At 42.2% G+C, this 26,826-nt stretch carries 28 protein-coding genes and 1 pseudogene; 23 read left to right on the plus strand and 6 right to left on the minus strand.

Translation table 11 applies throughout. The features are described from left to right. Positions 1-45 precede the first annotated feature (45 nt). From GPK88_RS05055 to GPK88_RS05080, 6 genes are read left to right on the plus strand one after another with little or no spacing between them, the layout of a single operon-like run. The gene (locus GPK88_RS05055; RefSeq protein ID WP_215707573.1) at positions 46-2,337 is read left to right on the plus strand and encodes a pyridine nucleotide-disulfide oxidoreductase/dicluster-binding protein; all 2,292 of its coding nucleotides are present in this window, start codon (positions 46-48) and stop codon (positions 2,335-2,337) included. Continuing rightward, the gene (locus GPK88_RS05060) at positions 2,337-2,558 is read left to right on the plus strand and encodes a DVU_1557 family redox protein (protein WP_148445077.1); all 222 of its coding nucleotides are present in this window, start codon (positions 2,337-2,339) and stop codon (positions 2,556-2,558) included. Before GPK88_RS05055 ends, GPK88_RS05060 begins: the two co-directional genes overlap by 1 nt. Then, a complete protein-coding gene (locus GPK88_RS05065) occupies positions 2,559-3,092 on the plus strand; it encodes a class I SAM-dependent methyltransferase (protein ID WP_118699509.1) in 534 nt (177 codons plus the stop codon). 3 nt (positions 3,093-3,095) lie between these two features. Continuing rightward, positions 3,096-3,527, plus strand: a complete 432-nt coding sequence (locus tag GPK88_RS05070) for a DVU_1555 family C-GCAxxG-C-C protein (RefSeq protein ID WP_173762690.1) — start codon at positions 3,096-3,098, stop codon at positions 3,525-3,527. Then, the gene (gene trsS / locus GPK88_RS05075; RefSeq protein WP_118699511.1) at positions 3,524-4,849 is read left to right on the plus strand and encodes a radical SAM (seleno)protein TrsS; all 1,326 of its coding nucleotides are present in this window, start codon (positions 3,524-3,526) and stop codon (positions 4,847-4,849) included. The genes GPK88_RS05070 and trsS overlap by 4 nt, the downstream gene beginning before the upstream one ends. Then, positions 4,846-6,054 carry a DVU_1553 family AMP-dependent CoA ligase gene (locus tag GPK88_RS05080; RefSeq protein ID WP_294411302.1) on the plus strand — a complete coding sequence of 403 codons (1,209 nt, stop codon included), beginning with the start codon at positions 4,846-4,848 and terminating at the stop codon, positions 6,052-6,054. Before trsS ends, GPK88_RS05080 begins: the two co-directional genes overlap by 4 nt. 105 nt (positions 6,055-6,159) lie before the next feature. Here GPK88_RS05080 and GPK88_RS05085 read toward each other — a convergent pair. Then, positions 6,160-6,498: pseudogene (locus GPK88_RS05085) on the minus strand (PTS sugar transporter subunit IIB); the annotation flags it as partial. A 24-nt stretch (positions 6,499-6,522) separates the two neighbouring features. On the opposite strand from GPK88_RS05085, the gene GPK88_RS05090 reads away from it, so the two are divergent. Continuing rightward, positions 6,523-6,960 (plus strand): RNA-guided endonuclease InsQ/TnpB family protein, encoded by a 438-nt coding sequence (locus GPK88_RS05090; RefSeq protein ID WP_005424217.1) that lies wholly within the window; start codon positions 6,523-6,525, stop codon positions 6,958-6,960. Positions 6,961-7,072: 112 nt separating this feature from the next. On the opposite strand, the gene GPK88_RS05095 is transcribed toward GPK88_RS05090, so the two are convergent. Continuing rightward, on the minus strand, positions 7,073-8,239 hold the full coding sequence (locus tag GPK88_RS05095; RefSeq protein ID WP_174095522.1) for a hypothetical protein: 1,167 nt from the start codon (positions 8,237-8,239) through the stop codon (positions 7,073-7,075). Positions 8,240-8,570: 331 nt separating this feature from the next. Between GPK88_RS05095 and GPK88_RS05100 the strand changes: the two genes are divergently transcribed. The 9 genes from GPK88_RS05100 (at position 8,571) to GPK88_RS05140 (ending at position 15,766) form a co-directional block, all read left to right on the plus strand. Beyond that, positions 8,571-9,872, plus strand: a complete 1,302-nt coding sequence (locus GPK88_RS05100) for a PBECR4 domain-containing protein (RefSeq protein ID WP_173762692.1) — start codon at positions 8,571-8,573, stop codon at positions 9,870-9,872. Positions 9,873-10,182: 310 nt separating this feature from the next. Beyond that, the gene (locus GPK88_RS05105; protein ID WP_173762693.1) at positions 10,183-10,536 is read left to right on the plus strand and encodes a TatD family hydrolase; all 354 of its coding nucleotides are present in this window, start codon (positions 10,183-10,185) and stop codon (positions 10,534-10,536) included. 26 nt (positions 10,537-10,562) lie between these two features. Next, complete coding sequence (locus GPK88_RS05110) at positions 10,563-11,117, plus strand: Type 1 glutamine amidotransferase-like domain-containing protein (RefSeq protein WP_148445073.1); 555 nt, start codon at positions 10,563-10,565, stop codon at positions 11,115-11,117. Between the two features lie 286 nt (positions 11,118-11,403). Continuing rightward, the gene (locus tag GPK88_RS05115) at positions 11,404-11,634 is read left to right on the plus strand and encodes a purine biosynthesis protein PurH (RefSeq protein ID WP_118062052.1); all 231 of its coding nucleotides are present in this window, start codon (positions 11,404-11,406) and stop codon (positions 11,632-11,634) included. 21 nt (positions 11,635-11,655) lie between these two features. Next, complete coding sequence (locus GPK88_RS05120) at positions 11,656-12,258, plus strand: class I SAM-dependent methyltransferase (protein ID WP_022427051.1); 603 nt, start codon at positions 11,656-11,658, stop codon at positions 12,256-12,258. Positions 12,259-12,265: 7 nt separating this feature from the next. After that, positions 12,266-13,075 (plus strand): Cof-type HAD-IIB family hydrolase, encoded by an 810-nt coding sequence (locus GPK88_RS05125; protein WP_215707574.1) that lies wholly within the window; start codon positions 12,266-12,268, stop codon positions 13,073-13,075. A 340-nt stretch (positions 13,076-13,415) separates the two neighbouring features. Then, positions 13,416-14,423, plus strand: coding sequence for a calcium/sodium antiporter (locus tag GPK88_RS05130; RefSeq protein ID WP_022427049.1), 1,008 nt, complete (start codon positions 13,416-13,418; stop codon positions 14,421-14,423). Between the two features lie 205 nt (positions 14,424-14,628). Further along, positions 14,629-14,841, plus strand: coding sequence for a hypothetical protein (locus tag GPK88_RS05135; protein ID WP_215707575.1), 213 nt, complete (start codon positions 14,629-14,631; stop codon positions 14,839-14,841). 181 nt (positions 14,842-15,022) lie between these two features. Further along, positions 15,023-15,766, plus strand: a complete 744-nt coding sequence (locus tag GPK88_RS05140; protein ID WP_173771088.1) for a copper homeostasis protein CutC — start codon at positions 15,023-15,025, stop codon at positions 15,764-15,766. A 12-nt stretch (positions 15,767-15,778) separates the two neighbouring features. Here the strand turns inward: GPK88_RS05140 and GPK88_RS05145 are convergent, their stop codons facing one another. Further along, positions 15,779-16,834, minus strand: a complete 1,056-nt coding sequence (locus GPK88_RS05145) for an AraC family transcriptional regulator (protein WP_173762696.1) — start codon at positions 16,832-16,834, stop codon at positions 15,779-15,781. A 216-nt stretch (positions 16,835-17,050) separates the two neighbouring features. Here GPK88_RS05145 and GPK88_RS05150 point away from each other — a divergent pair, with 216 nt between their 5' ends. Further along, positions 17,051-18,616, plus strand: coding sequence for an alpha-L-rhamnosidase-related protein (locus GPK88_RS05150; protein WP_215707576.1), 1,566 nt, complete (start codon positions 17,051-17,053; stop codon positions 18,614-18,616). Between the two features lie 86 nt (positions 18,617-18,702). Here the strand turns inward: GPK88_RS05150 and GPK88_RS05155 are convergent, their stop codons facing one another. After that, positions 18,703-19,149 (minus strand): transporter, encoded by a 447-nt coding sequence (locus GPK88_RS05155; protein ID WP_215707577.1) that lies wholly within the window; start codon positions 19,147-19,149, stop codon positions 18,703-18,705. A 6-nt stretch (positions 19,150-19,155) separates the two neighbouring features. Continuing rightward, on the minus strand, positions 19,156-20,235 hold the full coding sequence (locus GPK88_RS05160) for an acyltransferase family protein (RefSeq protein ID WP_173771096.1): 1,080 nt from the start codon (positions 20,233-20,235) through the stop codon (positions 19,156-19,158). A 176-nt stretch (positions 20,236-20,411) separates the two neighbouring features. Between GPK88_RS05160 and crcB the strand changes: the two genes are divergently transcribed. Both crcB and GPK88_RS05170 read left to right on the plus strand, forming a co-directional pair. After that, a complete protein-coding gene (gene crcB, locus GPK88_RS05165; RefSeq protein WP_148445064.1) occupies positions 20,412-20,777 on the plus strand; it encodes a fluoride efflux transporter CrcB in 366 nt (121 codons plus the stop codon). A gap of 47 nt (positions 20,778-20,824) precedes the next feature. Next, complete coding sequence (locus GPK88_RS05170; RefSeq protein ID WP_173771097.1) at positions 20,825-21,388, plus strand: prolyl-tRNA synthetase associated domain-containing protein; 564 nt, start codon at positions 20,825-20,827, stop codon at positions 21,386-21,388. A 6-nt stretch (positions 21,389-21,394) separates the two neighbouring features. Here the strand turns inward: GPK88_RS05170 and GPK88_RS05175 are convergent, their stop codons facing one another. Beyond that, positions 21,395-22,336: a glycosyltransferase family 2 protein gene (locus GPK88_RS05175; RefSeq protein ID WP_148445062.1), complete on the minus strand. Its 942-nt coding sequence runs from the start codon at positions 22,334-22,336 to the stop codon at positions 21,395-21,397. A 217-nt stretch (positions 22,337-22,553) separates the two neighbouring features. Between GPK88_RS05175 and GPK88_RS05180 the strand changes: the two genes are divergently transcribed. The 4 genes from GPK88_RS05180 (at position 22,554) to GPK88_RS05195 (ending at position 26,712) form a co-directional block, all read left to right on the plus strand. After that, the gene (locus tag GPK88_RS05180; RefSeq protein ID WP_148445061.1) at positions 22,554-23,534 is read left to right on the plus strand and encodes a bile acid:sodium symporter family protein; all 981 of its coding nucleotides are present in this window, start codon (positions 22,554-22,556) and stop codon (positions 23,532-23,534) included. Then, the gene (locus GPK88_RS05185) at positions 23,518-24,384 is read left to right on the plus strand and encodes an AraC family transcriptional regulator (RefSeq protein WP_173762702.1); all 867 of its coding nucleotides are present in this window, start codon (positions 23,518-23,520) and stop codon (positions 24,382-24,384) included. Before GPK88_RS05180 ends, GPK88_RS05185 begins: the two co-directional genes overlap by 17 nt. A gap of 133 nt (positions 24,385-24,517) precedes the next feature. After that, on the plus strand, positions 24,518-25,135 hold the full coding sequence (locus tag GPK88_RS05190; RefSeq protein ID WP_215707578.1) for a DUF4867 family protein: 618 nt from the start codon (positions 24,518-24,520) through the stop codon (positions 25,133-25,135). 92 nt (positions 25,136-25,227) lie between these two features. Next, positions 25,228-26,712, plus strand: coding sequence for an L-fucose/L-arabinose isomerase family protein (locus GPK88_RS05195; RefSeq protein ID WP_148445058.1), 1,485 nt, complete (start codon positions 25,228-25,230; stop codon positions 26,710-26,712). Positions 26,713-26,826: the final 114 nt, after the last annotated feature.

The raw sequence follows: 26,826 nt of genomic DNA on the forward strand, positions 1-26,826 counted from the left end.
AGAATTGTATTGATCCGGTTCACAGCAACGAAAGGAGTGCAGGCTATGACATATATACAGGAAAGAGGTTCTACTCATGTGTATCATGTAAATCGAATGTCAAAGGAAGAGATGGATCATATGATCAGTCTCTGCGTCCATGATCAGCCGGTGTACTGTGTTGCGGCCTGTCCCTTCAAAGTAGATACAAAAGAGATGCTGTTTTATGCTGCAAAAGGAAATTTTAAGAAGGCTCTGGCAATCTATGAAAAGATCACTCCATTTCCGATGATTCTCTGCGACGGATGCACGGCTCCCTGTGAAGAGAAATGTAAGCTTTGTGAAATTGGCGACGGTGTATCCATACGTGAAGTAGAGCGCGCAATTGTCCGATATGGGGAATCCGGAAAACGGAGCAGTGTTTTTCGTATAAGAAAAAAGAAAAAGGCAGTAATTTTCGGGTCAGGATTATTTCCACTGTTTCTGGCAGGGGAACTGGAGCGGAAAATGTATCCTACAACTATTTACTGTCAGGAAGAAAATTATGAAGAGTATATTGCAGCAGCTGCACATCTGTCGGAATCTGATTGTCGGAATGAAGCGAAACGTCTGAAATCCATGGATCTTGTTTTTGAATTCGGATGCAGTCTTGATCCTGTATTTATCAGAGAAAAGATGGAACTGGCAGATGTGGTTTGTGCATCAGAAGAGATTGCACAAAAGCTGGCACCACAGGAAGAAGCAGATATAGAAATCATGCTGAGAGAACAGGCCAGGATCGTCAGCGGATCAACACAATCAGTGATGGATGCTGCTTTTTCTGCAAAGAGAGCCGCCCTGACGGTAGATCTTCTCGTGCAGAATCTTTCTCCGTACAGCAACAGAGGCAGTGAAGGAGCAGTTACTACCAGGCTTTATACGAATATAGAAGGCATCAAAGGGTCAGAAAGAATCCCCTGTGGTGCAGAGGGATATTCGAAAGAAGAGGCTGTTGAGGAAGCAAAGAGATGCATACAGTGTCATTGTGATGAGTGTATAAAAAGCTGTGTTTACTTAAGTGAATATAAAAAGCATCCGGGGCTTCTGGCCCGTGAAATTTATAATAATACCCAGATTATTATGGGAGATCATCCAATGAATAAAGCGATGAATTCCTGTTCACTCTGCGGACAGTGTACGGTGACATGTCCGAACGGATTTGATATGAGTCAGGTTTGCAGATCCGCAAGAGAAAACATGGTATCCACGGATAAGATGCCATTGGCGCCGCATGAGTTTGCGTTGATGGACATGTTGTTTTCAAATTCAGAAGCTTTTTTATGTAAACCTCAGCCTGGATTTGATATCTGCAGATATGTGTTTTTTCCAGGATGTCAGGCCGGAGCGATTGCGCCGGATGTAGTCATGGATGTATATGAAGACCTGTGCAGAAGAGTTGAAGGCGGGGTTGCACTGATTCTGGGGTGCTGTGGTGCAATCAGTGAATGGGCAGGTCGTTATGAAATGACAGAAAAAGTAAATGAGCAGCTGAAACAGGAGCTTGCAAAGCTTGGCGATCCTGCAATCATAGCAGGTTGTCCGAGCTGTATGAAACAGTTAAAAGAGAGTACTGGTGCAGTGGTCACAGGAGTCTGGGAAATTCTGAAGGAAATCGGACTTCCCGAGACGGCCAGGGGACTGGAAGTACCGGTTGCAATACATGATGCCTGCGGTGCCAGAGGAGATGTACATACACAGGATACGATAAGAGAGCTTCTGACCGAAATGGGATGTACAGTTGAAAATACAGAATATTCCAGAGATCTGTCTCCCTGTTGTGGGTATGGCGGCCTGACGGCATATGCGAATAAGGATATGGCAGCCAAAATGGCAGCAAAATGTCTGGAACGTTCAGATGCACCATATGTGACATATTGCATGGCATGCAGAGATCGATTTGTCAGAGAAGGAAGAGAGTCCAGACATATTCTGGAACTACTGTATGGAGATCATGCCTGCAGTATGCCGGATATCAGCGAGAAACGATACAACAGGCTTATGCTGAAAGAAAAACTTCTGAAAAATATCTGGAATGAGGAACTGATGATGGAAAAAAAAGATTATACCGTGACCTATACAGAAGATGCGATCCGAATGATGGATGAACGTATGATCCTTAAGAGTGACGTTGAGAGAGTGCTGGCAGATTACCGAGAAAGTCAGGAAGCAGTCCTTGATGAAGAAACAAAAGAACTGGTAGCAAGAAGTCGACTTGGAAATGTAACATTCTGGGTGCGTTTTATAGAAACAGAAGAAGGGTATCTGGTACGCAGAGCATACAGTCATCGAATGAATATTATGAAAAGGGTGGGACAATAATGGCAGTTGAGAGAAACTATTATACGATTGATCCGGAAGGAAAGCTGACCTGCAACAAATGCAAGGTTCCACTGGTAAAAGGAAAAGCAAAATTCATGTATCTGGAAAACGGTTTTCCGGTTGAGATGCCGGTCTGTCCAAAGTGTGGTTTTGTCTATGTTCCGGAGGAACTGGCTCTTGGAAAAGTTCTGGCAGTGGAACGTGCACTGGAGGACAAATAAATGAACAGACATCCGGGTGGTGAGGCACAGACACTCCATCTTCTGGAATATGTCAAATTCAGGAAAGGAATGGAAGCCCTTGATCTTGGAGCGGGTGAAGGTGAGACCGTGCGAATCCTGAAATCCCTGGGAATAAATGCACATGGAGTGGATCTTTCACCACGGAGCAGGGATGTACAGAAAGGAGATTTTCTGAACCTTGACTACACAGCAGAGAGTATGGATCTTTGCATCAGCCAGTGTGCATTTTTTGTCAGCGGAGATCAGCAAAAAGCTGTTTCAGAATGTTGGCGTGTATTGAAAAAAGGCGGATTACTCGTGTTGTCAGATCTGGATCAGGGAAATCTTGTAGAGGTTGTTAAATGTACAGGATTCTGCATTCTTCACCAGGAAGACCAGACGGCTCTCTGGAGGGAATATTATCTGGAAGCAATCTGGAATGATTCATTCTGCTGCGAGGAGTATAAGCTTCTGCAGAAGCAGTATAAAGGAAAAAAGCTAAGTTATACGGCAGTGATTGGCAGAAAGGAGTAGCATATGGACCTTTATGAAAGAATAGCGGAACTTGGGAGCATGGGATATCATTGTTCGCAGATGATGATGATCATGACGCTGGAAACCATAGGTGAAGAAAATCCACAGCTTGTAAAAGCTCTGGGTGGTCTTGGCGGAGGAATCGGTTATTGTGGAGATATATGCGGATGTCTGACAGGAGGTGCCTGTGCGATAGGATATTTCCTTGGCAACCTGGCACCGGAGGAGAAAGAAGATGTTCAGATGAAACCGGCTGTGCAGGAACTGTATCAGTGGTTCCGTGAAAAGACGGAAGAAGAATTCGGAGTGTTTTATTGTAAAGATATCACACATCTGGACTGGGGAGTGATCATGGAGAGATGTCCTGCACTCATCGCAGAGACATACATGAAAGTTATGGAAATACTGACAGAACGGGGGATAATTGAAGTTTGATTACAATTGGTAAAACGAAAAGCGTCTGTCCGGTATGTATGAAGGTACTTCCGGCTAAAAAATGTATAGGTGAAGAGGGGATTTATCTGACAAAGGAATGTGATCTTCATGGGAAATTCCGGACACTGATCTGGGAGGGAAGTGTAGCAGATTACCTCTCCTGGGGAAGAGAAAATCTGTCTGCTGAGACTCCTGTAAATCCAAAGAGTAAAGAAAAGGCCTGTCCGAATAATTGCGGGCTCTGCGAGGAACATGAACGAAAAGGCTGCTGTATGGTTCTGGAAGTTACAAAGCGCTGCAATCTTCATTGTCCGGTCTGTTTTGCTTCGGCAGGTGAAAGTCAGGAGAAAGGAGATCCTTCTATCTGTGAAATAGAAAAACAGTTTGATTTTCTGATGGAGCATGGAGGTCCGTTTAATATACAGCTTTCAGGCGGTGAGCCGACGATGAGAGATGATCTTCCTGAAATCATACGTATGGGAAGAGAAAAAGGTTTTACATTTTTTCAGCTGAATACTAATGGGATCCGCCTTGCAGAGGAAGAGGAATATGCCAGAAAACTGAAAAAAGCGGGACTGAACACGGTGTTTCTTCAGTTTGACGGAGTGAGTGATGATGTTTATCGGACGCTTCGTGGACAGGATATGATGGAAGTGAAGAAGAAAGCTGTCCGGAACTGTTCCGAGGCGGAGCTTGGAATTGCTCTGGTACCGGTCATTGCCCCCGGAGTGAATGATATGCAGGCAGGGGATATCCTGAAGTTTGCTCTGGATCATATGCCATTCGTACGAGGGGTACATTTTCAGCCAATCAGTTATTTTGGCAGGTGTTCACAGGAACGCCCGCAAAATCCGATCACGATACCGAGGATGTTGAAGCTGATCGAGGAACAGACAGAGGGACTCATGAAAGCAGAGGATTTTGCCGGAGGCGGAGCTGAGAATCCATACTGTTCTTTTCATGCGAGTTATCTGAGAAAAGGTGAGAGAAAATTAAAGCTTCTTGAAAAGAAATCCGGAAAAGGATGTTGTTGTACAACCAGTGATGATTCCAGACAGTATGTTGAGAACCAGTGGAGCTACAGTACAAAAACTTATGATGAGGGTGAGATGACGCAGACAGACGCACTGGATGAGTTTCTGAATCGGGTTCATAATGAGACCTTTGCAGTATCAGGAATGCTTTTTCAGGATGCCTGGAATCTGGAACTTGACCGTCTGAAACGCTGCTATATCTGTGAAGTGGATTCGGAATATGGTATGGTACCGTTTTGTGCCTACAACCTGACTAATTCGAAAGGAACATATTTATACAGAAAGTGAAACGAACCAATATTGATGAAATGATCTGTAAGCAGGAAGGTATTGTAGAAGTTACGAGAGAAGCACTAAATAAAATACAGCTTGCTAAACTGAATGCTGTTCTGAAAAGAGAAAAAGAACGAGAGGGATTTTACAGGAATCTGCCGGAAAAACTGGAAAATCTGGATGCTTTGAAAACATTTCCGTTTACGACAGAGTCGGAGCTGGCGAAAAACAGTGGAAGGATGCTTCTGTGTTCACAGGGAGAAGTCCAGAGAGTAATCTCAGAACAGACGAGTGGAACAACCGGTGCCGGTAAACGTGTATTTTACACAGAAAGAGACTGTGAACATACGATAGAGCTTTTTATGGCGGGACTTGGTGAGTTTATTTATCCTGGAAGTACGACTATGGTTGCCATGCCGTTTTCCGGTCCCTTCGGTCTTGGAGAACTGATCGCGGAGGCCATCAGGCGTATAGGCGCAAAACCTCTCCTGACCGGAACTGGCAGAACTTACGGCGAACTAAAAACAATTCTGGAAAAAGAGCAGCCGGATACTTATGTCGGTATGCCGGTGGCACTGCTTTCCATGCTCAGAATGTGTGGAAAAGGCAGTATAAAAAGAGCTCTGGTATCTGGCGATGCCTGTCCGGAAACAGTGATGAATGCGATAGAAAAAATTCTGGAAACACAGCTCTGGCCGCATTATGGTTCCAGAGAGATGGGGCTTGGCGGAGCCATTTGCTGTGCTGCTCATGATGGCATGCATATGCGGGAAAATCATTGTATTATGGAAATCATAGATGAAAAGGGAAACGTACTTCCTGATGGAGAATGGGGAGAACTGGTGATCACAACCATTGGAATGGAGGCACAGCCTCTGATCCGGTACCGGACCGGAGACTGTACACGTATTATTCCGGGAAGATGTATCTGTGGAAGTGAAGTAAAGCGCCTGGATTTTGTGAAGCGGATCAGTCAGCCCGGAACGATCAGAGAGATGGATGATGTGTTGTTTCAGATTCCGGAACTGGTAGATTACAGTGTCAGGATCACAGAAGACAAAAAAGAAATTACAGCACTTCTCACATCAGACAAAGGAATGGAATCACTCAGGAATGTTCTGACAGACGGAGATACCATATCTCTGAATTGCAGAAAAGCAGAATGGAAAGATACAGCCTTATATTCTGCAAAACGCGTGATACTCTATTATACCGGATAATATGGACCACCACAACAGGAATTATTTGTATGCTCCATCATCTTACCTCCCAAGGAAAAAATACCGGGCTATCCATCAGGACAGTCCGGTATTTTTAAATTCTAATTATTCACAAAGTTTGGAAAATTCGTCAGCTACAAACTGAACTTTTGGTCCAATGATTACCTGTACGGAAGTTTTGCCAGGTTTGATAACACCAGCAACACCAGCAGATTTGATTACTTTATCACTGACTGCAGTAATATCTTTTACTTCAAGTCTTAATCTTGTGATGCAGTTGTCAATGCTTGTGATGTTTTCTTTTCCGCCACAGCCTTCGAGGATTTTTGCTGCGATTGCTGTGTAATCGTTGCTTCCTAATTCAACTTTTTTCTCTGCTTCAAGATCGTCGTCATCTTCTCTACCAGGAGTTTTCAGATCGAATTTCTTGATTGCAAACTGGAAGGAAAATATTTGAAACTGCCTAAGATGACGGCTGTCAGAATGAAGCTTCACCGTCCGATATCAGAAAAATGGAAACTGAAATCTGTGACAGTCAGCAGGGAGCCATCCGGAAAATACTTTGCCAGTCTTGCTGAGAGCTTCGATGCAGTATGCGTGGAAGATCTGAATCTGAAAGGGATGGCAGGAGGACTTCATCTTGGAAAAGGTGTACATGATAATGGATATGGCCTGTTTCTGTCTATGCTGGAATATAAACTGGAGGAACGAGGAAAATATCTGATCAAAGTAGACCGTTATTTTGCATCCAGTAAGATTTGCAGTGTATGCGGAAATAAAAAAGAAGAATTGTCTTTATCTGATAGGATTTATTACTGTGAATGCGGTAACAGAATGGACCGCGATGCAAATGCAGCAGTTAATATCATGAATGAGGGAAAAAGAATCTTTGCAGAATGTGCATGACAGCACAATAAGAAGTCCGTAACCGGACTAATAAAAATCGCGGGGCACGCGAGGATAGCTTGTAGATACTTGGCTCTGTAGAGCCATTGAGCAAGAAGCCCCCACTTCAAAATCAGAGATTTAAGTGGTGGGAGCATGTCACTAAGCCCTTCAGATGATTTTGTTTTAGCTTAATTTTATCCAAGTTATGCTTATATTTAATTACGACTTTTCCAGTCTCGATAGACAGAATGTCAAGAAACTTGAAAAGAAAATAGTCATTGGCATATTCATTGATATGAGAGTATACATGGTCCTTTATAGAACGTAATTGCCCAACTTCTATATCATCGTCCTTAAATATATAAATTAATCTATTATTTGATAAAGTGGCATCATATCGTCCCGATCTGTTATTGGAAAAAAACATTTTGTGTCGTTTATCAATGAATTGTCCCTGATAAGCAGATATACCTATAGATTCCCAAAAGAATTCATTATTGTCATGATAATCAATGTCAGTACGATATACTTCGATTCTTGGAGGAAGTATTTCTTTATTATGGAGTACTAGCGGAAAATAGTGGCTTAATTCTTGTAAGAATTCCCATTCTATTTTACTTATAAATTCATATATTTTGTCTGCCTTTAGATAGTTATCGTTATAATGCGTTATTGAATAATTTTTGTAAGCACCGGAGGCGTTACTTTTTTTTGTTAAAGATTGAACAGCGAATCCACGTTTGTCTTTATAATTACATGAGATTAAAGAATTAAGTTCTTTCATTTTGAGCTCTGACAAATAAATATTAAATTGTAGAGACAAATAGCCTGAATTAATATTACATATTTTCAATGTAAAATAATCTATGCTTTTTTCGAGAGGGTGATTTTGGAATTCAAAAATACCACAATCAGTAGTTTCGTACCAACATAATAATGTTGAATCCATTTGATCTATTTTTTTACATAGTTCTTCTAATCCATTTGGGGCAGTCAAAAAACGGTTTGATGTTCTATTTTTTAAAAGATATTTTACACCAGATTGCAATTTGTGAATATCTTCTCTTCTAATCAAATCTGAAATAGTGACAAAATATAAATTGAACATTTTATTTTGTGGTATTGAATTATCGTGTTTATCCAGGTTATGATAATTTTTAAAAACATAATCAAAATATTGTTTTTGAAATTTCCCTTTCTTTCCGGGTAATAAAGATAATAATTTAGCTCTGCTATATGCATAAAAATAGGTATATTTTTCTATTTGTTCTTTGTGTTTTAAGCCATAGTATCTCAAAGAAAAAGTCACTCCTGATATGTACATGTTTTTTATTCATATTATAGCTTTTAAGGGGAATATTATCTATAAAAAATGATATGTTTTTTCAAAATTCTTGACATATATAAAGTGTTTTGCTAATATAATAATATAAATGTTTTGTGGTGAAACATTATTCCCAAGACGCTTGTTATATCAGGTATGCAAGAAGAGGCGTAAAGCGGGGATTTATTCAGGAAGTCTGCACCTGTACCTGAGAGTGAAAACGAAAAAGAACGTAGTCAATAAAAGAAGATATTATGGAAAGGTCTGAGGATATTACCTTAGACCTTTTCTCATATGAGGAGTTATGCCAAAAAATGAAAAATATTTGCGGTTAGCCAAAAGTAGAAAAAATAAGCCGCTTGATATTGATCTACAGAAAATTGCAAAAGAGTATGAAAAACTTCTGCATAAAAAATTCTCTTATTTATTTCAGGGAAATTTGAAAGTGGATTTCCAATTTAAGAAAGAAAATTTTTATCATTTACTTGGGTTTCATAAATTAACAGATGTGACAGTAGTGAGAATGGTGGAAACTCATCAAATGAAAAGAGAAACTTTTTTTGAATATGTACTATCTGGAAGAATCGGTTTAGATAAGACCGATAAGAATATTGTAGATAGTGATATTATAGTTAATATTTGTGATACCAAAAAGAAATCAGACTTAGGAGAGATAAAAGCAAATCGTCTTGCCGTTTTTAGTGAAAAAAATATATTAGAATTGCTGTTAAGTGATCCAGTAATAGACTTTGATGATTCAGATAAAATTTTCTTTAAATTACATAAAGAAAAAATGCGAAACTTAAATTTATTCGTGGGCTTTGATGCACAGAAAAATCAGCATTTTATTTCTACATTCTTTCTTGAAATGATAGCTGACAAATTTAAGATAAAAAAGGATGGAACTCCACAATCAGTTATATATATATTATCCAGAAGAATAATTAATACGACGAACAATGAAACTGAAGATTTTATGATTAAATGGGAGAATGTCCGAAAAGAATTGCTTGAGTTACCATGTTATCGAGCACAACGTCGTTTAAAAACCTGGATTAATAGTCCTCATATTCAAACAATAGATGTAGAATATAATATAGATGAGCAGCAGAAAATGTTGAAGAAATATGATAAAGAAAAGAAGAAATTACAGCGCTTATATCACATATTAGAATTGATAAAAGATTTAAATGGAAAGGATACAAAAGAACATGCAATTTTAGAATTAATGGAATATGACATAGATGCAGAAGTTGAAGAAGAAATTGTTGAGTATATAGAGAAAGATGCAGGCAAAGTAAAAGAACAATTGGATAGAATTGAACATAAAGCCTCCTCATTGGAGAATAAAATGTCTAAATTTAAGCAGTTTCTTCCAGAATTACGATTGCTTGAATTCGAAGAAGTTAAATATATATATCAACAATATTTACCAGAATTTAAGATAGAGTATGAGATTGTATCTCAAATGATTAGAGACGAGAAAATATATCAGAAAACCTTGAATCCAGAAAAGTTTAAAGAATATTATAATAATTACAAAGATGGGATGGAAATAGTCTATGAAGAAATTGCAGCAAGTGTAAATCCTGAAGAATCTTTTTGATGACTACATAAGCAATAAAATAGAAAAATTAGGACCTGATACGTATTTGTTTTTTATTAGACGTGAAAAAACCTGTGACTTACCTGTGACAAGGGAAAAAACGGTAGCGGAAACCTCCTTTCTATGCGGGTTCAGGGGCAGGGGTGAAAGTTCGAATCCTCTAACGCACGCTATGTCGAAAGGCTGGAAACCTTGAAAAATCAATGGTTTCCGGCCTTTTTTGTGCTTGTTAATTTAAGTTCGAACCTGTGATTTCCTTATCTGAAGTGATTTTAGTAACCAAAAGTGTATTGCAGTTGGCAAAACAGGATTGGATTACAGTTATCCGAAGTTTGGTGCTGTATATCATTGTTTTTGCGGAGATGTTGAAACAATAAAAAGGTATTGTGATGTTGGAGTAAAATATTTTGGAATTGGTGGGAAAATATTTTATGAAAATGAGCTGAAAGAGACAGTTCGTTTTATGCCGGAAGATAGCCTTGTACTTGAGACGGATGCTCCGTATATCAGGATTCCAGATATGAAAGGACCAAATACATCGCTTTCATTATGGGATATTGCAGAGCGGATAGCGCTTGTTCGAGGAACTACAACAGAAAAAATAATTGAACTGACGACAAGGAATGCAGAGCGATTATTTGATACTGGATATGGTGATGTGTAATGTGATGAGAAGAGAGAGGATAAGTTATGGGAGACAGAGAAAACAAAAAGATTTTGCTTGTGGACATAAAGAAATATAGAATTACTGAGAAACTAAAAGATGCATGTATATCAATGGGGTTTGAAAAAAGTAACATATTTGTGACTTCAGAGGCTGAAGCAGAAGATTTTTCGGATTTTTTCGAGTATTACTATGTTACAGCAGGAAATACATTTGAAATTTTAAAGGAGATAAGGATTAAAAAACTTTCAGGTTTAATAAAAAGAAGTATGTTAGAAAATAATGCAACTTATATCGGCAGCAGCGCCGGTGCAATGCTTGCCAGAATCGATGTTCGCCTGGCATTGGATTTTGACAGAGATACGGAGGATCTTGATGATTATAGGGCATTGTCCTTATTTAATGGGACAGTTATTCCTCATTATTCAAAAGCAGATCTCAGACGTTACATTAAAAATACAGATTCTGATGTTCTTGCAGGATATGACAAAATATATTCAGTGAATGATAATGAAGCTCTGATTGGTGAATTTGAAAAAAATAGAAATGTTGATTTTCAGAGATTTTCTATTACCAGATGATCTATTATTAAATAACTGTGGAACTTTTAAATGCAGCTCCACAGTTTATTGGCGAAAACGGCCGATTTTTTAAATACGGGTTTTGAGGTGGTTTTTTATCTTCGGAAATAGGCGAAAAATTGTATTGACACTGGTAGTGGGCCAGAGTAGAATAAAAAAACAGAAAAGAAAAATTTTTGTAAAGCTGTTTGTTTGATACAAGCAGCTTTTTTCAAAAGAAAAAGTGAACAATAACAAAAATATAGAATACCTGAAACACAGGTGAACCTATCAGGAGGAAAAAACAATGCCAGGATATCTGATCAAAGATACAACAAAAGAGGAACGTAAACAGATCGTGGAGGAATCTCTTGGAAATATTTCTGCGAACTGTGATGGCTGTATGGCGAGACTCGCGGATATGTATCAGGATTATATTGATGGGAAGAAGGAGATCCGTGAGATCAATATGGAATTCAATGCCAGATATGTCCGTGGAGATATGGACAAAGAGGAGAAAAAAAGCTGCCCGATGTAGGGAACGGAGATTGACAGTACCATGGACCAAAATGAAGTAAAATATGATAAGTTGCTGAAGATCAAAACCACCGGTCGTGACGATTCCAGATCGGATCAGTACTGTTATCCATACGAGCCAACGCCGTACGGGGTGCTGGAACGGCTGGCTTATTGTGGATATCTGGGGAAAAAGAATCATCTGATCGACTACGGATGTGGAAAAGGCAGAGTGGATTTTTTTCTGGCGTGGCAGGTCAGATGCCGGACTACAGGCGTGGAGTACGATGAACGTATGACAAAAGCCGCAGAAGAAAACAGGCAGCGGGCTGTTTCCGGGACAAAAACATCATTTATACTGGAGAATGCGGCCCTTTTTCAGGTACCGGAATCCGCAGACAGATTTTATTTTTTCAATCCCTTTTCTGTGGAAATACTGAGAAGCGTCATCGGCCGCATCCGGGAATCCTGGTATGAAAAAACAAGAGAAATGCTACTGTTTTTCTATTATCCATCTGACGAATATATTTCATATCTGATGACCGTAGAGGAACTGGAATTCCTAGACGAGATCGACTGTCAGGATCTTTTCGACGGAAAAAATCCCAGGGAGAGGATATTGGTATTTCAGATGGGAGAGGAGTAAAAACAACATGATAAAACTGATCGCAACAGACGTAGACGGAACTTTTGTAAAAGACGGGACCATGACTATCAATCCGGAATATATGACAGTAATCCGGAAGCTGACTGAGCTGGGAATCACCTTTGTGGTGTGTTCCGGGCGGCAGTATGACAGTGAGAGGAAGCTATTTGAGCCGGTGAAGGATCTGGTGTATTTTGTGTCAGATGGCGGTACGGTGATCCGGAAGAATGATAAGATCCTGAAGGTACATACACTTCCGGATGAGGTTTGGAAACGCATGCATCATATGGTGAAAGAAAAAATGCTGGAATGTGACTGCTTTATTGCCACACCGGAGTGCTGCTATGCGGAGAATGAGAATGGAAGGATGTTCCGGTGGTTGCGGGATTCCTATGGCTATGATATGAGAAAAGTGGATGATCTTTCTTCTCTTCAGGGAAAACAGGTGCTGAAATTCTCTGTCTATCACCCGGAACGGTGCGAGGAGCTTTGTGCCCCGTATTTTACACCGGCATGGAGGGATAAGGTAACGCTGGCGGCTGCCGGAAAAGAATGGATGGACAGTACACCGCCGGAGGGCGAAAAAAGTACAGCTGTTGAATTTATCCAGCAACAGTTAGGAATTTCTCCGGAGGAAACCTGTACATTCGGAGATAACCTCAACGATATTGCCATGCTTCAGAAAGCGGGAAGGAGTTATGCGGTAGCTAACGCCAGAGCGGAAGTGCAGGCAGCAGCCAGGGAAGTATGTCCGTCATACAGTGAAGATGGAGTTTTACAGATCCTGAAAGGGATTGTTTCTGAAAGCGGAAAATAATAAAGATACATAAAATATGTGCTTTCGATAAAGAAAAGTCACCGGCCAGGGGTTGACTTTTAAAAACAATTCTGTTAAATTGAAAAAAATTGAAAATTTTAATTCCATGAGGGAGTAGTTCGCACGTAAGTGTGATTTGTCAACAGACCCGGTTTTTTCTGAAAAACCTGGCAAATCTTAAAGAATGAGACTCATGTATGCTTTGTTATATTTTATTGCAGCAGGGCATACATGGGTCTTTTTTATGTAACAAAAGAATGCCGGAAAGAATTTTTTCAGCAGGGCGTGCGACAATGAATCTCCAGGTTGTGGGAAATAAAAACAGAAAGTGAGAAGAAAAATGGAAAATCTGGTAAACAGTTCACCGCTGATCCTTGTGTTAGTTTTTCTTGTGATCGGCTTTGTGTTCCTGATGAAGGGTGCGGATTTCTTTGTAGAAGGAAGCTCCAGTATCGCAAAAAGGCTGAAGGTGCCGCCGATCATCATCGGTCTTACTATTGTGGCAATGGGAACATCTCTTCCGGAAACCGCAGTCAGCGTTACAGCGTCACTGGTTAATAACAATGAGCTTGCGGTCAGCAATGTGGTAGGTTCCAATATTTTTAATCTGATGGTAGTTGTTGGAGTCTGTTCCATCCTGACGCCGATCCTTGTACAGAAGGAAACCATCAGGAGGGATATTCCGTTTTCCATGATCTGTGCGCTCCTTCTTCTGGGGCTGGGGATCCTGGCAGCAGGAGATACGATCGGAATGAGACTTGGTCATCTGGATGGAATGATCCTGCTGGGATTTTTTGCAGGCTATATTGTGGTAATGATCCAAAGTGCCATGAAGGCCAGGGCAGCAGGAAAAAATGTGGACATGGAAGGAATGGAAGAGCTGGAAGAAGAAATTGGCATCCTTTCCTGGCCGAAGAGCATCCTTTTTATTGTGGGAGGCGCACTTGCCATTGCCTTTGGCGGAGATCTTACTGTGGATGCTGCCAGCCGCATTGCCATTGATCTTGGAATGAGCCAGACACTGGTGGGACTGACCATTGTTTCTATCGGAACTTCCCTTCCGGAGCTGGTGACTTCCGTGGTTGCAGCCAGAAAGAACGAAGTGGATATGGCTGTGGGAAATGCGGTAGGCTCCAATATTTTTAATATCCTGATGGTTCTCGGAGTTGCATCTGCCATCAATCCGGTGGCACTGATCCGGGAAAATATTATTGATATTGTCATACTTATCGTGTTCTCGCTGATCGTGTGGATCTATGCGGCCACAAAGCAGAGAATCAGCCGGAAAGAGGGAATTTCCATGGTGTGTATGTACCTGATCTATGCGGGGTATATTATCTGGAGATAAAATACCGGAACGAGGATAAGAGAGAAAGACTGTACGGGAATTTTATAGAGGGTACAGAAGATAAGAATACACAAAATATAGAAAATACAGAAAAAGGAAGCTCTTTTTATCCGGAAGAGCTTCCTTTTTTTGCGGGTATATTTATTTAATAGGAAGTCCATGCAAAGTGTTATATGTGGAAGATGCGGTATAAAGGAGAACTTTTATGTGGAAAGTAACAGGTTATACAAAAACAGGAGAACGAAATCGAAAGAGCGGACTTAAGTGTCAGGAATGTGCGTGCTACATGGAAAATGAGGAGGAAGGAATCCATGTGATCACAACGATCCAGGGGGAACTTTACGATCTGTGTGAGAAATACAATGTAGGACTTGAAAAGCTCCATTCCACACTTATGGGACTTGCAGTAGATGCATAATTTTCTGCCAGGGTTTGAGGTCATTATTTATAACGGGACAAGTTACAGATGGGCGATGCATCTGTGTATCATTAATATACTGAAAGAAGGGATGGGAGATCAATATGATTGACGGGTATGAATTTCTATGTCAGAATAAGTAAAAAAAGCAGAGAGTACGATTTGGAAAAGGGGTACTGAAATGAAACAAAAAATCCTGGAAGTTTGTGTGGATTCTGTGGAGTCTGCACTTGCGGCAGAAAGAGGCGGAGCAGACAGGCTGGAACTTTGTCAGAATCTGGTGATCGGAGGAACAACACCCAGCCCGAAATTATTCGAAACAATCCGGAGATACAGTAAAATTCCAATTCATGTTCTGCTGCGGCCACGTTTCGGAGATTTCTGTTATACACAATATGAATTTGAAATGCTCCGTGAGGAAGTTACCATGTACCGTAAACTGGGAGCGGAAGGTGTGGTAATCGGCATGCTTTTGCCGGAGGGAACCCTTGATATCCGGCGCATGGAAAAACTGATGGAAGCGGCAGAGGGAATGCCAGTTACTCTTCATCGGGCATTTGATGTTTGCAAAGATCCGAAAGCAGCTCTTAAGCAGGCCACGGAACTTGGAATTCAGACCATTCTTACATCCGGACAGCAAAACAGTGCGTTAAAAGGTGCGCCCTTGTTAAAAGAACTGAAAGAGCAGGCAACCGGAAGAATTCAGATCCAGGCAGGCGGAGGAATCTGTGCGGAAGTAATCGAAAAACTTTATCCGCTCTGTGGAGTAACTGCATATCATATGTCCGGAAAAACAGAACTGGACAGCAAAATGGAGTATCGGAAAGAGGGAGTCAACATGGGGTTGCCGTCTCTCAGTGAATATACCATTTACAGAACCAGTGAAGCGGCTGTGCGGGCAGCAAGAAATGTTTTGGACAGATAATTTTGGGCAAAATCATTTCCCTCTGTGTTCCTTCCGGTATTCTCCGGGTGTTATACTATAAGTTTTCTTAAACAATCGCATAAAATGTTCCGGATTTTCGTATCCGGTCAGTTCGCAGATGGAGTTGATACTGAGCGAGGTCTCCCGCAGTGCGCGGCTGGCCTGGCTTAGTTTCAGCTCTTTTATGATGGTAAGGAAAGTACGGCCGGTGCCTTCCTTAATCAAGGTGCTGAAGTGAGAGGTACTGTATCCGAAATGGGCAGCGGTATCATGAAGGGTAGCGGTACGGTAATTCTGACTGAGATAATTCAGGATTTCCGGAATACTGCTGTTGCCTGCGGTTTTGGTGAGGATGGATTCGATATCATTCTCGTGATAACGGAGCAGCTGTGCCCAGAGCATCATCAGTTCCGCATTGAGAAAGGCGGAACGATACCTGGCATGAAGCATATATTCAATGTAGAGATCCTCCAGGGTGGAAAGAATCCGTTCATCTTCACCGGCATGAAAGATCAGGAAATTTCCTTCTGTTTTCTGATACAGCACATGGGAGAAAAATTTCGCCAAGGCACTGTCTGCGGCCATTGACTGAAAGAAAGTACTCTGGAAAGTGGAAGACCGGACAATAATATTAAAGGCCAGGCTGTCATCAAAAACACCCAGGCTGTGGCTGGTATTTGGAGGGATAATACAGATATCTCCGGTGTGCAGGGTATGATGGATTCCCTGAATCTGATTGCTGACAGTTCCGTCATAGACACAGAGAATCTCAAAAAAGTCATGTTTATGTGTAAACTCCGGTGTGTAGCGGAAATGTTTGCTGATCACGATATTTTCCGGAATATTGGCAAAAACATCGTTTTCTCCCATAGATGGAAACCAGGGCTCCTCCTGGAGTTCCGGCACATACAGACGCCGGTCCTGAATATAAGCAGGATCCAGACTCTTCAGATACTCCCGGAATGTTTCCGGATGTTCTGTTCTTTGAAGGTATGTATTTCTGTAAAAAATTTCATCTTCCGTATATTCTGAGAGATATCGATGAAAATCTTTTTTGGAGATCTGCATAAAGTTTTCCTTTCCAGTTAAAAAGTCTTTTGTTCAGTATATCATATCCAAATCCTGAGAACGAAAAAAATGTCAGTATTTTTCCGTAAAAATGACACTTGAAGAACAGGTGTCCGAAACGTTAAGATAAAAAGCAGAAAGAAACAAAGGCCCGGTAACAGGGGGCTGAGAGAAATAGAAAACAGCAGATTATCAATGTGTGAGAGGAGAAAAAACATGGCAGAAGTAAGCATTGATTTAAATATGGTACGCGTTTCCAATGAAGAGTTTCTGAAAAAAGCAGCAGACTGCGCGCCACAGTTAAAAGAAACTCTGGTACGCCCGGTTGAAATTGTGGATATCCGTGAGAATGACGGTGTATATCCGGAGGTGCTTCACAGAGATTCTGTGGATAACCTGAAAAATTATCATATGAAAAAAGGCGATAAGCTTTGCCTGGATTTTGGAGATCATCAGGTTGGATATGTGACACTGAAACTTGCCTCTGTGGGAAGCCCGCAGGATGCACCGGCATTTTTTAAACTGAAATTCGGCGAGATCGCAAAAGAGATGACTGAGAAATCCGAGGATTATGATGGCTGGATCAGCCGTGGCTGGATTCAGGAGGAATGGTTCCACATTGATGTACTTCCTGCAACACTGGTACTTCCAAGAAGATATGCTTTCCGTTATCTGGAGATTGAAACCATTGATACTTCCATGAAATGGCAGCTGGTAGTAGAGGATGTTGTATGCCGCAGCGTTTCCTCTGTAAGCATGTCTGATGTAAAACCGGTTGAGACTGAGGATGAGATGGTGAAGAAACTGGACCGTGTCAGCCTTCGTACCCTTCATAACTGCATGCAGGATGTTTTTGAGGACGGACCGAAGAGAGATCGCCGTCTGTGGCTTGGAGATCTGAGACTGCAGGCTCTGGCAAACTATGAAACATTCAAAAACTATGACCTTGTAAAACGCTGCCTGTATCTGTTTGCAGGTCAGACAAAAGATAACGGACAGGTAAGCGCCTGCTTGTTTACAGAGCCAGAGGTCATTGCGGATGATACGTTCCTTCTGGATTATTCCATGTTCTTCGGAGCAACTCTGTATGACTATTATCAGGCATCCGGAGATATGGAAACGCTGAAAGAACTCAGCAGATGTGCGTATCGTCAGATGGAAGTTGCCGCAGAGCAGTTTGATGAGAAACACATTCTGAAAGAGCAGGATGGCTTCTGGGGATTCATCGACTGGACAGAAGGACTGGACAAACAGTGTGGAGTTCAGGGTGTTTATATTTACTGTGCAAAACGTGTAAAGAAAATTGCCGAGATCCTTGGAGATGAGGAAGAGGTATCCAGACTTTCTGAGGAAATCCGTCTGAAAACAGAAGCTTCCTGGAAGTATCTCTATGATGAGAAACAGGGACTTTTTGTAAGCGGAAAAGAGCGCCAGGTTAACTATGCAAACCAGGTATGGATGATCCTTGCCGAAGTTGCAGATGTGGATACATGCAGTGCCATCCTTGACAGAGTCATTGCGCTGAAGCCGGAAAAAGGCATGGTTTCTCCGTATATGAACCATCATTTTGTAGAAGCGCTTCTTCTTACAGGAAAGAAAGATCAGGCAATGGATTACATGAAATATTACTGGGGAGGAATGATCGGCCACGGTGCAGATACATTCTGGGAACTTTACAATCCGGAAAATCCGGCAGAGTCCCCATATGGTTCCAGCATTGTAAACAGTTACTGCCATGCATGGAGCTGTACACCGACTTATCTTCTGAGAAAATATTTCTGAGAACGAATCGTACCATAAATATATAGAAATAAAAAAGAAAGAAGTCCGTACCGGAACATCAGTGAAATGTCTGGTACGAACTTCTTTTATTTTTCTGAATTATCTGTGGAATGGTGTTTCGGGGACATATCATCGCTGTCTGTCATGAGATATTTCCGGACTGCAAAAAGAATGGCAATACCGAGAATACCGATCAGGGTCTGGGTAGGCTGAAGATGTTCTACCACCATCTGTCTTGCTGTGGCGAAAAGGAGAACTTCCACAACTGTCTGGGCGGAATGGCGGCAGAGCATTTTTACAAACTCAACACCGACCACAAGGGAAAGTGCCTGGGCAAGAAAAGTTGTAAAAAAATCGGTGTCCATATGCATGACAGAAGTGCCGGCGGTTGTAAGAATCAGCCGGAGACCAGACAGGGCGATAACGATAAGAATTACAATGGACAAAACAACCTCAGTGTAACGAGCTACGTTATAGATCAGTTCATTAAAATGTTTGCGGATTTTATGGTTGACTGCGGATCGGTTATTCATGTGAGATTATCCTTTCTTTGGATGGTCGATAAAACGGGTTGAAAAATAGCCAAATGTACAGGCGATCACAAGCATACAGGGCAGGAACAGCCAGAAGCGCTGCTGACTTAAGGCATTGAACCATGGAGAACCAGCCTGAAGAGTCATGATAACGGGCATATGCCACAGATAGATTCCATACTGGTTTCTGGCCACAAAATACAGTGGACGGAAAAACGGAAAGTCCATTTCCGGAAGTATGGAAAACCCGACAAGCAGAACAGAAAGGAGAACCGCCAGGATGGAATGGGAGGGATATCCCACTGCACTGGCACCATAAAGCCTGTGATTGCTGTAGTAAAAAATCCATATCAGAATCAGCACGATGCTGATAATGGAAGTAGGAAGACCAAGCTTCAGACGGTGTTCCTGGATCTTTTTTCCGGCATGCTTCCAAAATGCGGCAGCAGCCATTCCCAGGACAAAATTATCCAGAGAGGAGAATACCTGCCGTTCGTATACAAAATATATGGAAGTATCAGAAATCCCTCCTGCGCGGAGATACCGGACAATTAAGATTCTGCAGAAAACGGTAAACAGAATCGCCGCAATGGAAGAGATAAGCCAGTTTTTTTTGACTGCACGGTAGAGAAGCGGGGCAATCAGGTAAAACTGGAAGATTACGCCCATAGTCCATAGGGCACCGTTAATGGAACCATGTGTAACCGGGGAGAGATTTTCTGTAAAAGTATAGTAGGCAAAGAGATGCCGGAATCCATCACTGCCAATCAGACGGGTTGACATAAAGATCAGCAGCACGGTAACACAGACGTAATACTGGGGCATAATGCGGCGGCATCTTTTTTTCATAAAAGAACCCCAGTTTGGGAGGTGCCCTCTTTCCTCGGCAGAAGCCAGGGAAAGATAGATTCCATATCCACTGAGAAGGAAAAACAGAGTTACACCAACTTCTCCGCCAAAGGAAAGAAATGTATGGATGGCAGTGTGTGCATGCCAGGGCTTCCCGGACAGCGTATAACAGTGATACAGCATAATGTAGAGAATTGCTCCGGCCCGAAGCAGATCAATATTTTTGATTCGTTTCATGGTAATTCCTTTCAAAATAAATACGTCTGCCCCGCAATCTGACAGGACAGACAGAGATAAATTCAGTATATCATGAACCGGTGGGAATGCAAAGGGAAAACACCGGGTGGAAAGCAATTACGGCAAGGTTGCGGATATTTTTTTGGACTGATATAATCAGGTGGGAGGAAAAAACAATGATAAACTGTTTATTTGTGGGAATGGGAGGCTTTATAGGTTCTGTATGCAGATATCTTCTGGGATTACTGCCAGTGGAAAACAGTCAGGGCTTTCCGGTAAAAACATTGATTATAAATGTAACAGGCGCATTTGTAATTGGGATTATCGCTGCATCTGCGGCAAAAAATACATCGCTGAATCCAGGGCTTGTACTGTTTCTTAAAGTAGGAATCTGTGGCGGGTTTACCACATTTTCTACTTTTGCATATGAGACAGGGGCGATGATGGAAAAAGGCCAGATTGGATTGGCACTTCTTTATGTGATTTTAAGTGCTGTTTTCGGTGTGCTGGCTGTTTTTGCCGGACAGATGCTTGTGAGATAAGGATAAGATAAAAGTGTGAAATGAAAGATCAGGAGGAAAGGGAAAATATGGGAGAACCAAGAATTGACAAAACTATCTATACAGGAAGACCGGAAAATCCGGCGGGCCGTCTGGAGAAGGAGATTGCAGTGTACGATTTTCTGGACAGTCTGGGAGTGGAATATAAAAGGGCGGATCATGAGGCATTGATGACAATGGAGGCATGTGAGGCAGTGGATCAGCTTCTGGGAGCTCAGATATGTAAGAATCTATTTCTCTGTAACCGTCAGAAAACGGATTTTTATCTTCTGCTGATGCCGGGGGAGAAACCGTTTAAAACGAAATTTCTGTCCAAGCAGATTGGAACAGCCAGGCTTTCCTTTGCAGAGGGAGAACAGATGGAGGACTATCTGAATATTACGCCAGGATCCTTAAGTCTGATGGGACTGATCTTTGACAAAGATAAGAAAGTACATCTGGTGATCGACAGAGAAGTTCTGGATGAAGAATACTTCGGATGCCATCCGTGTATCAATACTTCCACTTTGTTAATGAAAACCAGTGATGTAAAAGAAAAAATTCTGCCGGCGCTGGGCCACGAATATCAGGTGGTAGAGCTGCCGACAGAGTAAATAAAATTAACGGATGGGATTAAAGTCCTTTTTATTGGACTCTGATATAATGTAATGGGGACGGTGCTTGACTTCCATATAGGTTTTTGCTATGTACTGTCCCATGATGCCAAGGCAGAAAAGCTGCAGGCCGCCGATGAAAATAATCACGCAGATAGTGGAGGCCCATCCGTCGACCGGATCATCAAAGATCAGCTTACGCAGTACGATAACGATCAGGGCCAGGAAGGAAACACCAGTCATGCTGGTTCCAAACCAGGAAGCAATGGTCAGTGGAGCCTGGGAGAAATTAATGATTCCGCTGATGGCATATTTAAACAGCTTCCAGAAATTCCACTTGGTTTCACCGGCAACACGTTCGATGTTTTTGTAGGGAAGCCAGAGGGTTTTGAAACCGATCCATCCGAAGATTCCCTTGGAGAAACGGTTGTATTCGCTCATAGAGATGATAGCGTCTACCATACTGCGTTTCATCAGACGGAAATCTCTGGCTCCGTCTACGATATCCGCATCGGAAATTCTGTTAATCAGCTGGTAAAATTTCCGGGCAAAAAAGCTGCGGATGGGAGGCTCCCCATCACGGCTGACACGTCTGGTGGCAACACTGTCATATTCTCCGGATTCCAGTTTCTGAAGCATTTCCGGAAGAAGGGCCGGCGGGTCCTGAAGATCAGCATCCATGACCGCAACATAGTCACCACGGGCATTACAGAAACCGGCATACATGGCTGCTTCCTTTCCGAAATTTCTGGAAAAGGAAAGATAGATGACGTGGGGATCTTTTTCTGAAAGTTCTTTTAAAATCTCAAGGGTTCTGTCTCTGGAACCGTCATTCACAAAAATCAGTTCATAATCGCAGTTCATTTCCTGGAGGACAGAAGTAACTTCCGGATAAAAAAGCGGAAGGGATTCTTCCTCATTGAAGCATGGTATAATTAAAGAAATCATTTTTTACCTCGTTTTCTAAGTACACGGTCATAAGGAGGACCGTTCAGGCAGAGAAGAAATTCCGCCTTGTCTTTATGTTACTTAAGGATGGGTATTATCATATCATATCATATCTGACGGAAATCGGCTATAAAACCGCTTATATTTTTCTTGCAAGGGGAAGTTTTTGTGTTAAACTGATAGAAAGAATTGAAAAAAGAAGGATAAGAGGTGGAATATGCTGGGGAAATTTAACAGTTTTATTGAAAAATGGATGGCATTTGTAACGCCTGCCTGCCTCCTTATGGGCGTGCTGTTTCCGGATATCGCAAAACATGGCGTGCCTTATGTAACTTATGCGTTTGCTTTTATGACCTTTATAGGTGCGCTGAAATCCAGGTTCCGGGATGTTGCGGACGTATTTAAGAAGCCGCTTCCGCTGATTCTGATGCTGCTGGTTCTCCATGTACTGGTGCCGGTGATTGCCTGTGGCCTGGGACATCTTTTATTTCCACAGAATATGAATTATATCACAGGGATGGTTCTGGAATTTTCTGTGCCTACCGCAGTGATCAGTCTGATGTGGGTGTCTATTTATAATGGAAACAGCCCACTGTCACTTTCACTGGTTGTTATCGACACAATTCTGGCTCCGTTTCTGATTCCGGTGGCTCTGAAAATTCTGGTTGGTTCCAGCGTGAAGATGGATACCATGGGAATGATGAAAGAACTGGTTTTTATGATTGCACTTCCGGCAGTTCTGGCGATGTGTCTTAATGAGTTCAGTCATGGAAAAGTCATGGAGACCTGGCCAAAAAAACTCGCACCTTTTTCAAAGATATGTCTGATCTTCGTGGTGACCTCCAATTCTTCCAAGGTTTCTCCCTATATGAAACATCTTAACGGGGAGCGGCTGGAAGTAGCTGCGGTAATTCTGCTTCTGGCAGCAGGGGGATATGCCATTGGCTGGGTAATTGCCATTCTTACAAAGCAGAATAAGGAGGCTACGGTTTCCATGATTTACGGATCGGGAATGCGTAATATCAGTGCAGGAGCCGTAATTGCGGGAGCATATTTTCCGGCGGAGGTATTGTTTCCGGTTATGATCGGAACTTTGTTCCAGCAGATTCTGGCAGCTTTTTACGGCAGTATGGTCCGCCGTGTGCAGACGGCCCAGCGAAAGAGGGAAAAGGAGGAAAATTATGGAGTTTCAGCATGAACTGATCATTCCAAATGAGGGACTTCCCTTCAAACTTTTTCTCTTTGAAGGAAGAAACGGGAATTATGTCAGGGAAAAACACTGGCATACATCTATAGAGATCTTTACGGTAATGGAAGGAAGCCTTTTCTTCTATATTGATGAGGTAGAGTATCCTTTGAAGGCAGGAGAGTTTCTGATTATCAATTCCAATGAAGTTCATTCCATTCAGGCACCTGTGCGGAATGAGACTATTGTCTTACAGATCCCTCTGAAACAGTTTACAGATTATTTTACCGCACAGCGGTTTATTCGGTTTCACGGCAGAAATGCAAGGCAGAGAGAAGACGTTTATGCTCCTGTGGTATCAGAACCATCAGAGACGGATAAAAGAATGGTTTCTCTGATTCAGGATCTGTACAGGATTTATCTGTCGAAGGAGACTGGATATGAATTTCGGATCCGGGCTGTGTTTTATGAGATCCTTTATCTTATGGTTTCCACATACCGTGAGACGGAAGTGGAGGAGAGCGAACTGAAAAACAGCCGGAGATTGGATGCTTTGTCAAAAATCACCACTTATATGAGGGAACATTACAGGGAGGATCTGAAGCTTTCCGGCCTTGCAGCCATGTTTGGATATTCGGACGCCTATCTCTCCAGAATGTTCCGGAAGTACGCAAAGGTCAATTTTAAGACATATTTACAGGATATCCGCATGGCATACGCCTACAAGGAACTTCTGAATACAGACCATACCATCAGTTCCATTGCCCTTGATAACGGGTTTGCAAGCAGCAGGGCTTTTTCCAAGGAATTTGTGAAACGATATGGGATCCTGCCTGGGAAAGTAGAACGGCAGATAAAATAAAATGTCAAAAAAGTGCTATGAATGAGACAAGAAAAACGGCGAAAAGCATACCGCGATATGGTATGCTTTTTTCAGTTCAAAACGAAGAAGTAAAGAAGCTGTGAAACAGAAATTCTGTAAGGAGGTTCAAAACGTGAAAATTCAGAAAGTAACAGATCCGGCTTTCCGAAAATACGGAAAAGTCCTAGAAGGATACAATTTCGGGCCGCTTCTGAAAGAAATGAAGCATACGCCGGTTCCGGAAGATGTGGTATATGTTCCGTCTGTTGAGGAACTGGAAGCTCTTGATGTGGAAAAAGATCTGAAAAACAGAGCGTTCGGTGGATTACCTATTGAGATCGGATACTGCAATGGCCACAATAAGAAGCTCAATGCTGTGGAGTATCATCGCAATTCCGAGATCAATGTGGCTGTGACAGATCTGGTTCTGCTCATTGGACATCAGCAGGATATTGAAGCCGATTTTACATACGACACAGCGAATATCGAAGCATTCCTTGTACCGGCAGGAACAGGAATTGAGGTTTATGCAACAACGCTTCACTATGCACCATGTCATGTGAATAAGAGTGGATTCCAGTGTGTGGTTGTTCTTCCAAGAGAAACTAACACGGAGATCGACTTCCCGATGCCAAAAGATGGCGAGGATGGACTGATGACGGCTAAAAATAAATGGCTCATCGCTCATGAGGATGCAAAGATCGAGGGCGCATTCAACGGCCTGAAAGGTGAGAACATCACACTTGACTGAGAAACATTCAGAGATGAGATCAGATAGAAGCAGATAACGGTCTGCCCGTTTGGGGCGCAGAAGATATTTTTTCAGAAAAGGAGAATAAGATTATGAACAACATGCCAGAAGTTAAAGTCGGAATCGTTGCAGTCAGCAGAGATTGTTTCCCGGAAAGCCTTTCCGTAAACAGAAGAAAAGCGCTTGTAGAAGCTTACACAAAGAAATACGATGCAAAAGATATCTATGAGTGTCCGGTCTGTATCGTAGAGAGCGAGATCCATATGGTCCAGGCTCTTGAAGATATCAAAAAAGCAGGATGTAATGCACTTTGCGTATATCTTGGAAACTTCGGACCGGAGATTTCCGAGACACTTCTTGCAAAACATTTCGAAGGACCGAAGATGTTCATCGCAGCAGCAGAGGAAACACAGGATAATCTTTGCCAGGGACGTGGAGATGCTTACTGCGGTATGCTGAACGCAAGCTACAACCTGCAGCTTCGTAACGTAAAAGCATATATTCCGGAGTATCCGGTAGGTGATGCAGAGGACTGTGCAGATATGATCCACGATTTCCTTCCGATCGCAAGAGCTATCGAGGGATTAAGCAACCTGAAGATCATCAGCTTCGGACCACGTCCTACAAACTTCCTTGCATGCAACGCACCGATCAAACAGCTTTACAATCTTGGAGTTGAGATTGAAGAGAACTCTGAACTGGATCTTTTTGAGGCGTTCAATAATCATGCAGGGGATGAGAGAATCCCTGAGATCGTAAAAGAGATGGAAGAAGAGCTTGGTGCAGGAAACAAGAAACCGGAGATCCTTCCGAAACTTGCACAGTATGAACTGACTTTGAAAGACTGGGTAAGAGATCACAAAGGATATCGTAAATATGTAACACTGACAGGAAAATGCTGGCCTGCATTCCAGACACAGTTCGGATTTGTTCCATGTTATGTAAATAGCCGTCTTACTGCACAGGGAATTCCGGTATCCTGCGAAGTTGATATCTACGGTACATTAAGTGAGTTTATCGGACAGGTAGTAAGTGATGATATCGTTACACTGCTGGATATCAACAACTCCGTACCGAAGGATATGTACAAAGAGTCCATCGAGGGCAAATTCAACTACACACTGAAAGATACTTTCATGGGATTCCACTGTGGAAACACAGCATCCAGCAAGCTGTCCTTCTGTGAGATGAAATACCAGATGATCATGGCAAGATCCCTTCCAATCGAAGTTACAAACGGAACTCTTGAGGGAGATATCAAACCAGGAGATATCACATTCTACCGTCTGCAGAGTACCGCGGACAACAAACTTCGTGCATACATCGCACACGGTGAAGTTCTTCCGGTTGCAACACGTTCCTTCGGAGCTATTGGTGTATTCGCAATTCCGGAAATGGGACGTTTTTACCGTCACGTGCTGATCGAGGGAGGATTCCCGCATCATGGTGCAGTAGCGTTCGGACATCACGGAAAAGCTCTCTTCGAGGTATTTAAATATATCGGTGTACCGGTTGAGGAGATCGGCTACAACCAGCCAGCAGGCGTAAGATATCCGACTGAGAATCCGTGGGGATGATTCGGTAACAGGTAAATAAATATGATTTGGAAACCGCGAGCTCTCAGGCGTGCAGACGCTGCGAACTGAGAGCCGCGGTTTTCCCGTTTACAGACATTTACAGGAGGAAAATTA

Origin of the sequence: Blautia sp. MCC269, from assembly GCF_018785655.1 — a bacterium.
Lineage (GTDB): Bacteria > Bacillota > Clostridia > Lachnospirales > Lachnospiraceae > Blautia_A.

Bases quoted from the DNA above. Each gene is read 5' to 3' on its own strand.
- GPK88_RS05175 (WP_148445062.1), bottom strand. From the start codon at position 22,336: ATGATTTCTTTAATTATACCATGCTTCAATGAGGAAGAATCCCTTCCG.
- GPK88_RS05160 (WP_173771096.1), bottom strand. From the start codon at position 20,235: ATGAAACGAATCAAAAATATTGATCTGCTTCGGGCCGGAGCAATTCTC.
- GPK88_RS05195 (WP_148445058.1), top strand. From the start codon at position 25,228: ATGAACAACATGCCAGAAGTTAAAGTCGGAATCGTTGCAGTCAGCAGA.
- GPK88_RS05150 (WP_215707576.1), top strand. From the start codon at position 17,051: ATGGCAGAAGTAAGCATTGATTTAAATATGGTACGCGTTTCCAATGAA.
- GPK88_RS05145 (WP_173762696.1), bottom strand. From the start codon at position 16,834: ATGCAGATCTCCAAAAAAGATTTTCATCGATATCTCTCAGAATATACG.
- GPK88_RS05100 (WP_173762692.1), top strand. From the start codon at position 8,571: ATGCCAAAAAATGAAAAATATTTGCGGTTAGCCAAAAGTAGAAAAAAT.
- GPK88_RS05120 (WP_022427051.1), top strand. From the start codon at position 11,656: ATGGACCAAAATGAAGTAAAATATGATAAGTTGCTGAAGATCAAAACC.
- GPK88_RS05170 (WP_173771097.1), top strand. From the start codon at position 20,825: ATGGGAGAACCAAGAATTGACAAAACTATCTATACAGGAAGACCGGAA.
- GPK88_RS05070 (WP_173762690.1), top strand. From the start codon at position 3,096: ATGGACCTTTATGAAAGAATAGCGGAACTTGGGAGCATGGGATATCAT.
- GPK88_RS05125 (WP_215707574.1), top strand. From the start codon at position 12,266: ATGATAAAACTGATCGCAACAGACGTAGACGGAACTTTTGTAAAAGAC.
- GPK88_RS05180 (WP_148445061.1), top strand. From the start codon at position 22,554: ATGCTGGGGAAATTTAACAGTTTTATTGAAAAATGGATGGCATTTGTA.
- GPK88_RS05110 (WP_148445073.1), top strand. From the start codon at position 10,563: ATGGGAGACAGAGAAAACAAAAAGATTTTGCTTGTGGACATAAAGAAA.
- GPK88_RS05090 (WP_005424217.1), top strand. From the start codon at position 6,523: ATGACGGCTGTCAGAATGAAGCTTCACCGTCCGATATCAGAAAAATGG.
- GPK88_RS05130 (WP_022427049.1), top strand. From the start codon at position 13,416: ATGGAAAATCTGGTAAACAGTTCACCGCTGATCCTTGTGTTAGTTTTT.
- GPK88_RS05060 (WP_148445077.1), top strand. From the start codon at position 2,337: ATGGCAGTTGAGAGAAACTATTATACGATTGATCCGGAAGGAAAGCTG.
- GPK88_RS05065 (WP_118699509.1), top strand. From the start codon at position 2,559: ATGAACAGACATCCGGGTGGTGAGGCACAGACACTCCATCTTCTGGAA.
- GPK88_RS05140 (WP_173771088.1), top strand. From the start codon at position 15,023: ATGAAACAAAAAATCCTGGAAGTTTGTGTGGATTCTGTGGAGTCTGCA.
- GPK88_RS05055 (WP_215707573.1), top strand. From the start codon at position 46: ATGACATATATACAGGAAAGAGGTTCTACTCATGTGTATCATGTAAAT.
- GPK88_RS05135 (WP_215707575.1), top strand. From the start codon at position 14,629: ATGTGGAAAGTAACAGGTTATACAAAAACAGGAGAACGAAATCGAAAG.
- crcB (WP_148445064.1), top strand. From the start codon at position 20,412: ATGATAAACTGTTTATTTGTGGGAATGGGAGGCTTTATAGGTTCTGTA.
- GPK88_RS05155 (WP_215707577.1), bottom strand. From the start codon at position 19,149: ATGAATAACCGATCCGCAGTCAACCATAAAATCCGCAAACATTTTAAT.
- GPK88_RS05185 (WP_173762702.1), top strand. From the start codon at position 23,518: ATGGAGTTTCAGCATGAACTGATCATTCCAAATGAGGGACTTCCCTTC.
- GPK88_RS05115 (WP_118062052.1), top strand. From the start codon at position 11,404: ATGCCAGGATATCTGATCAAAGATACAACAAAAGAGGAACGTAAACAG.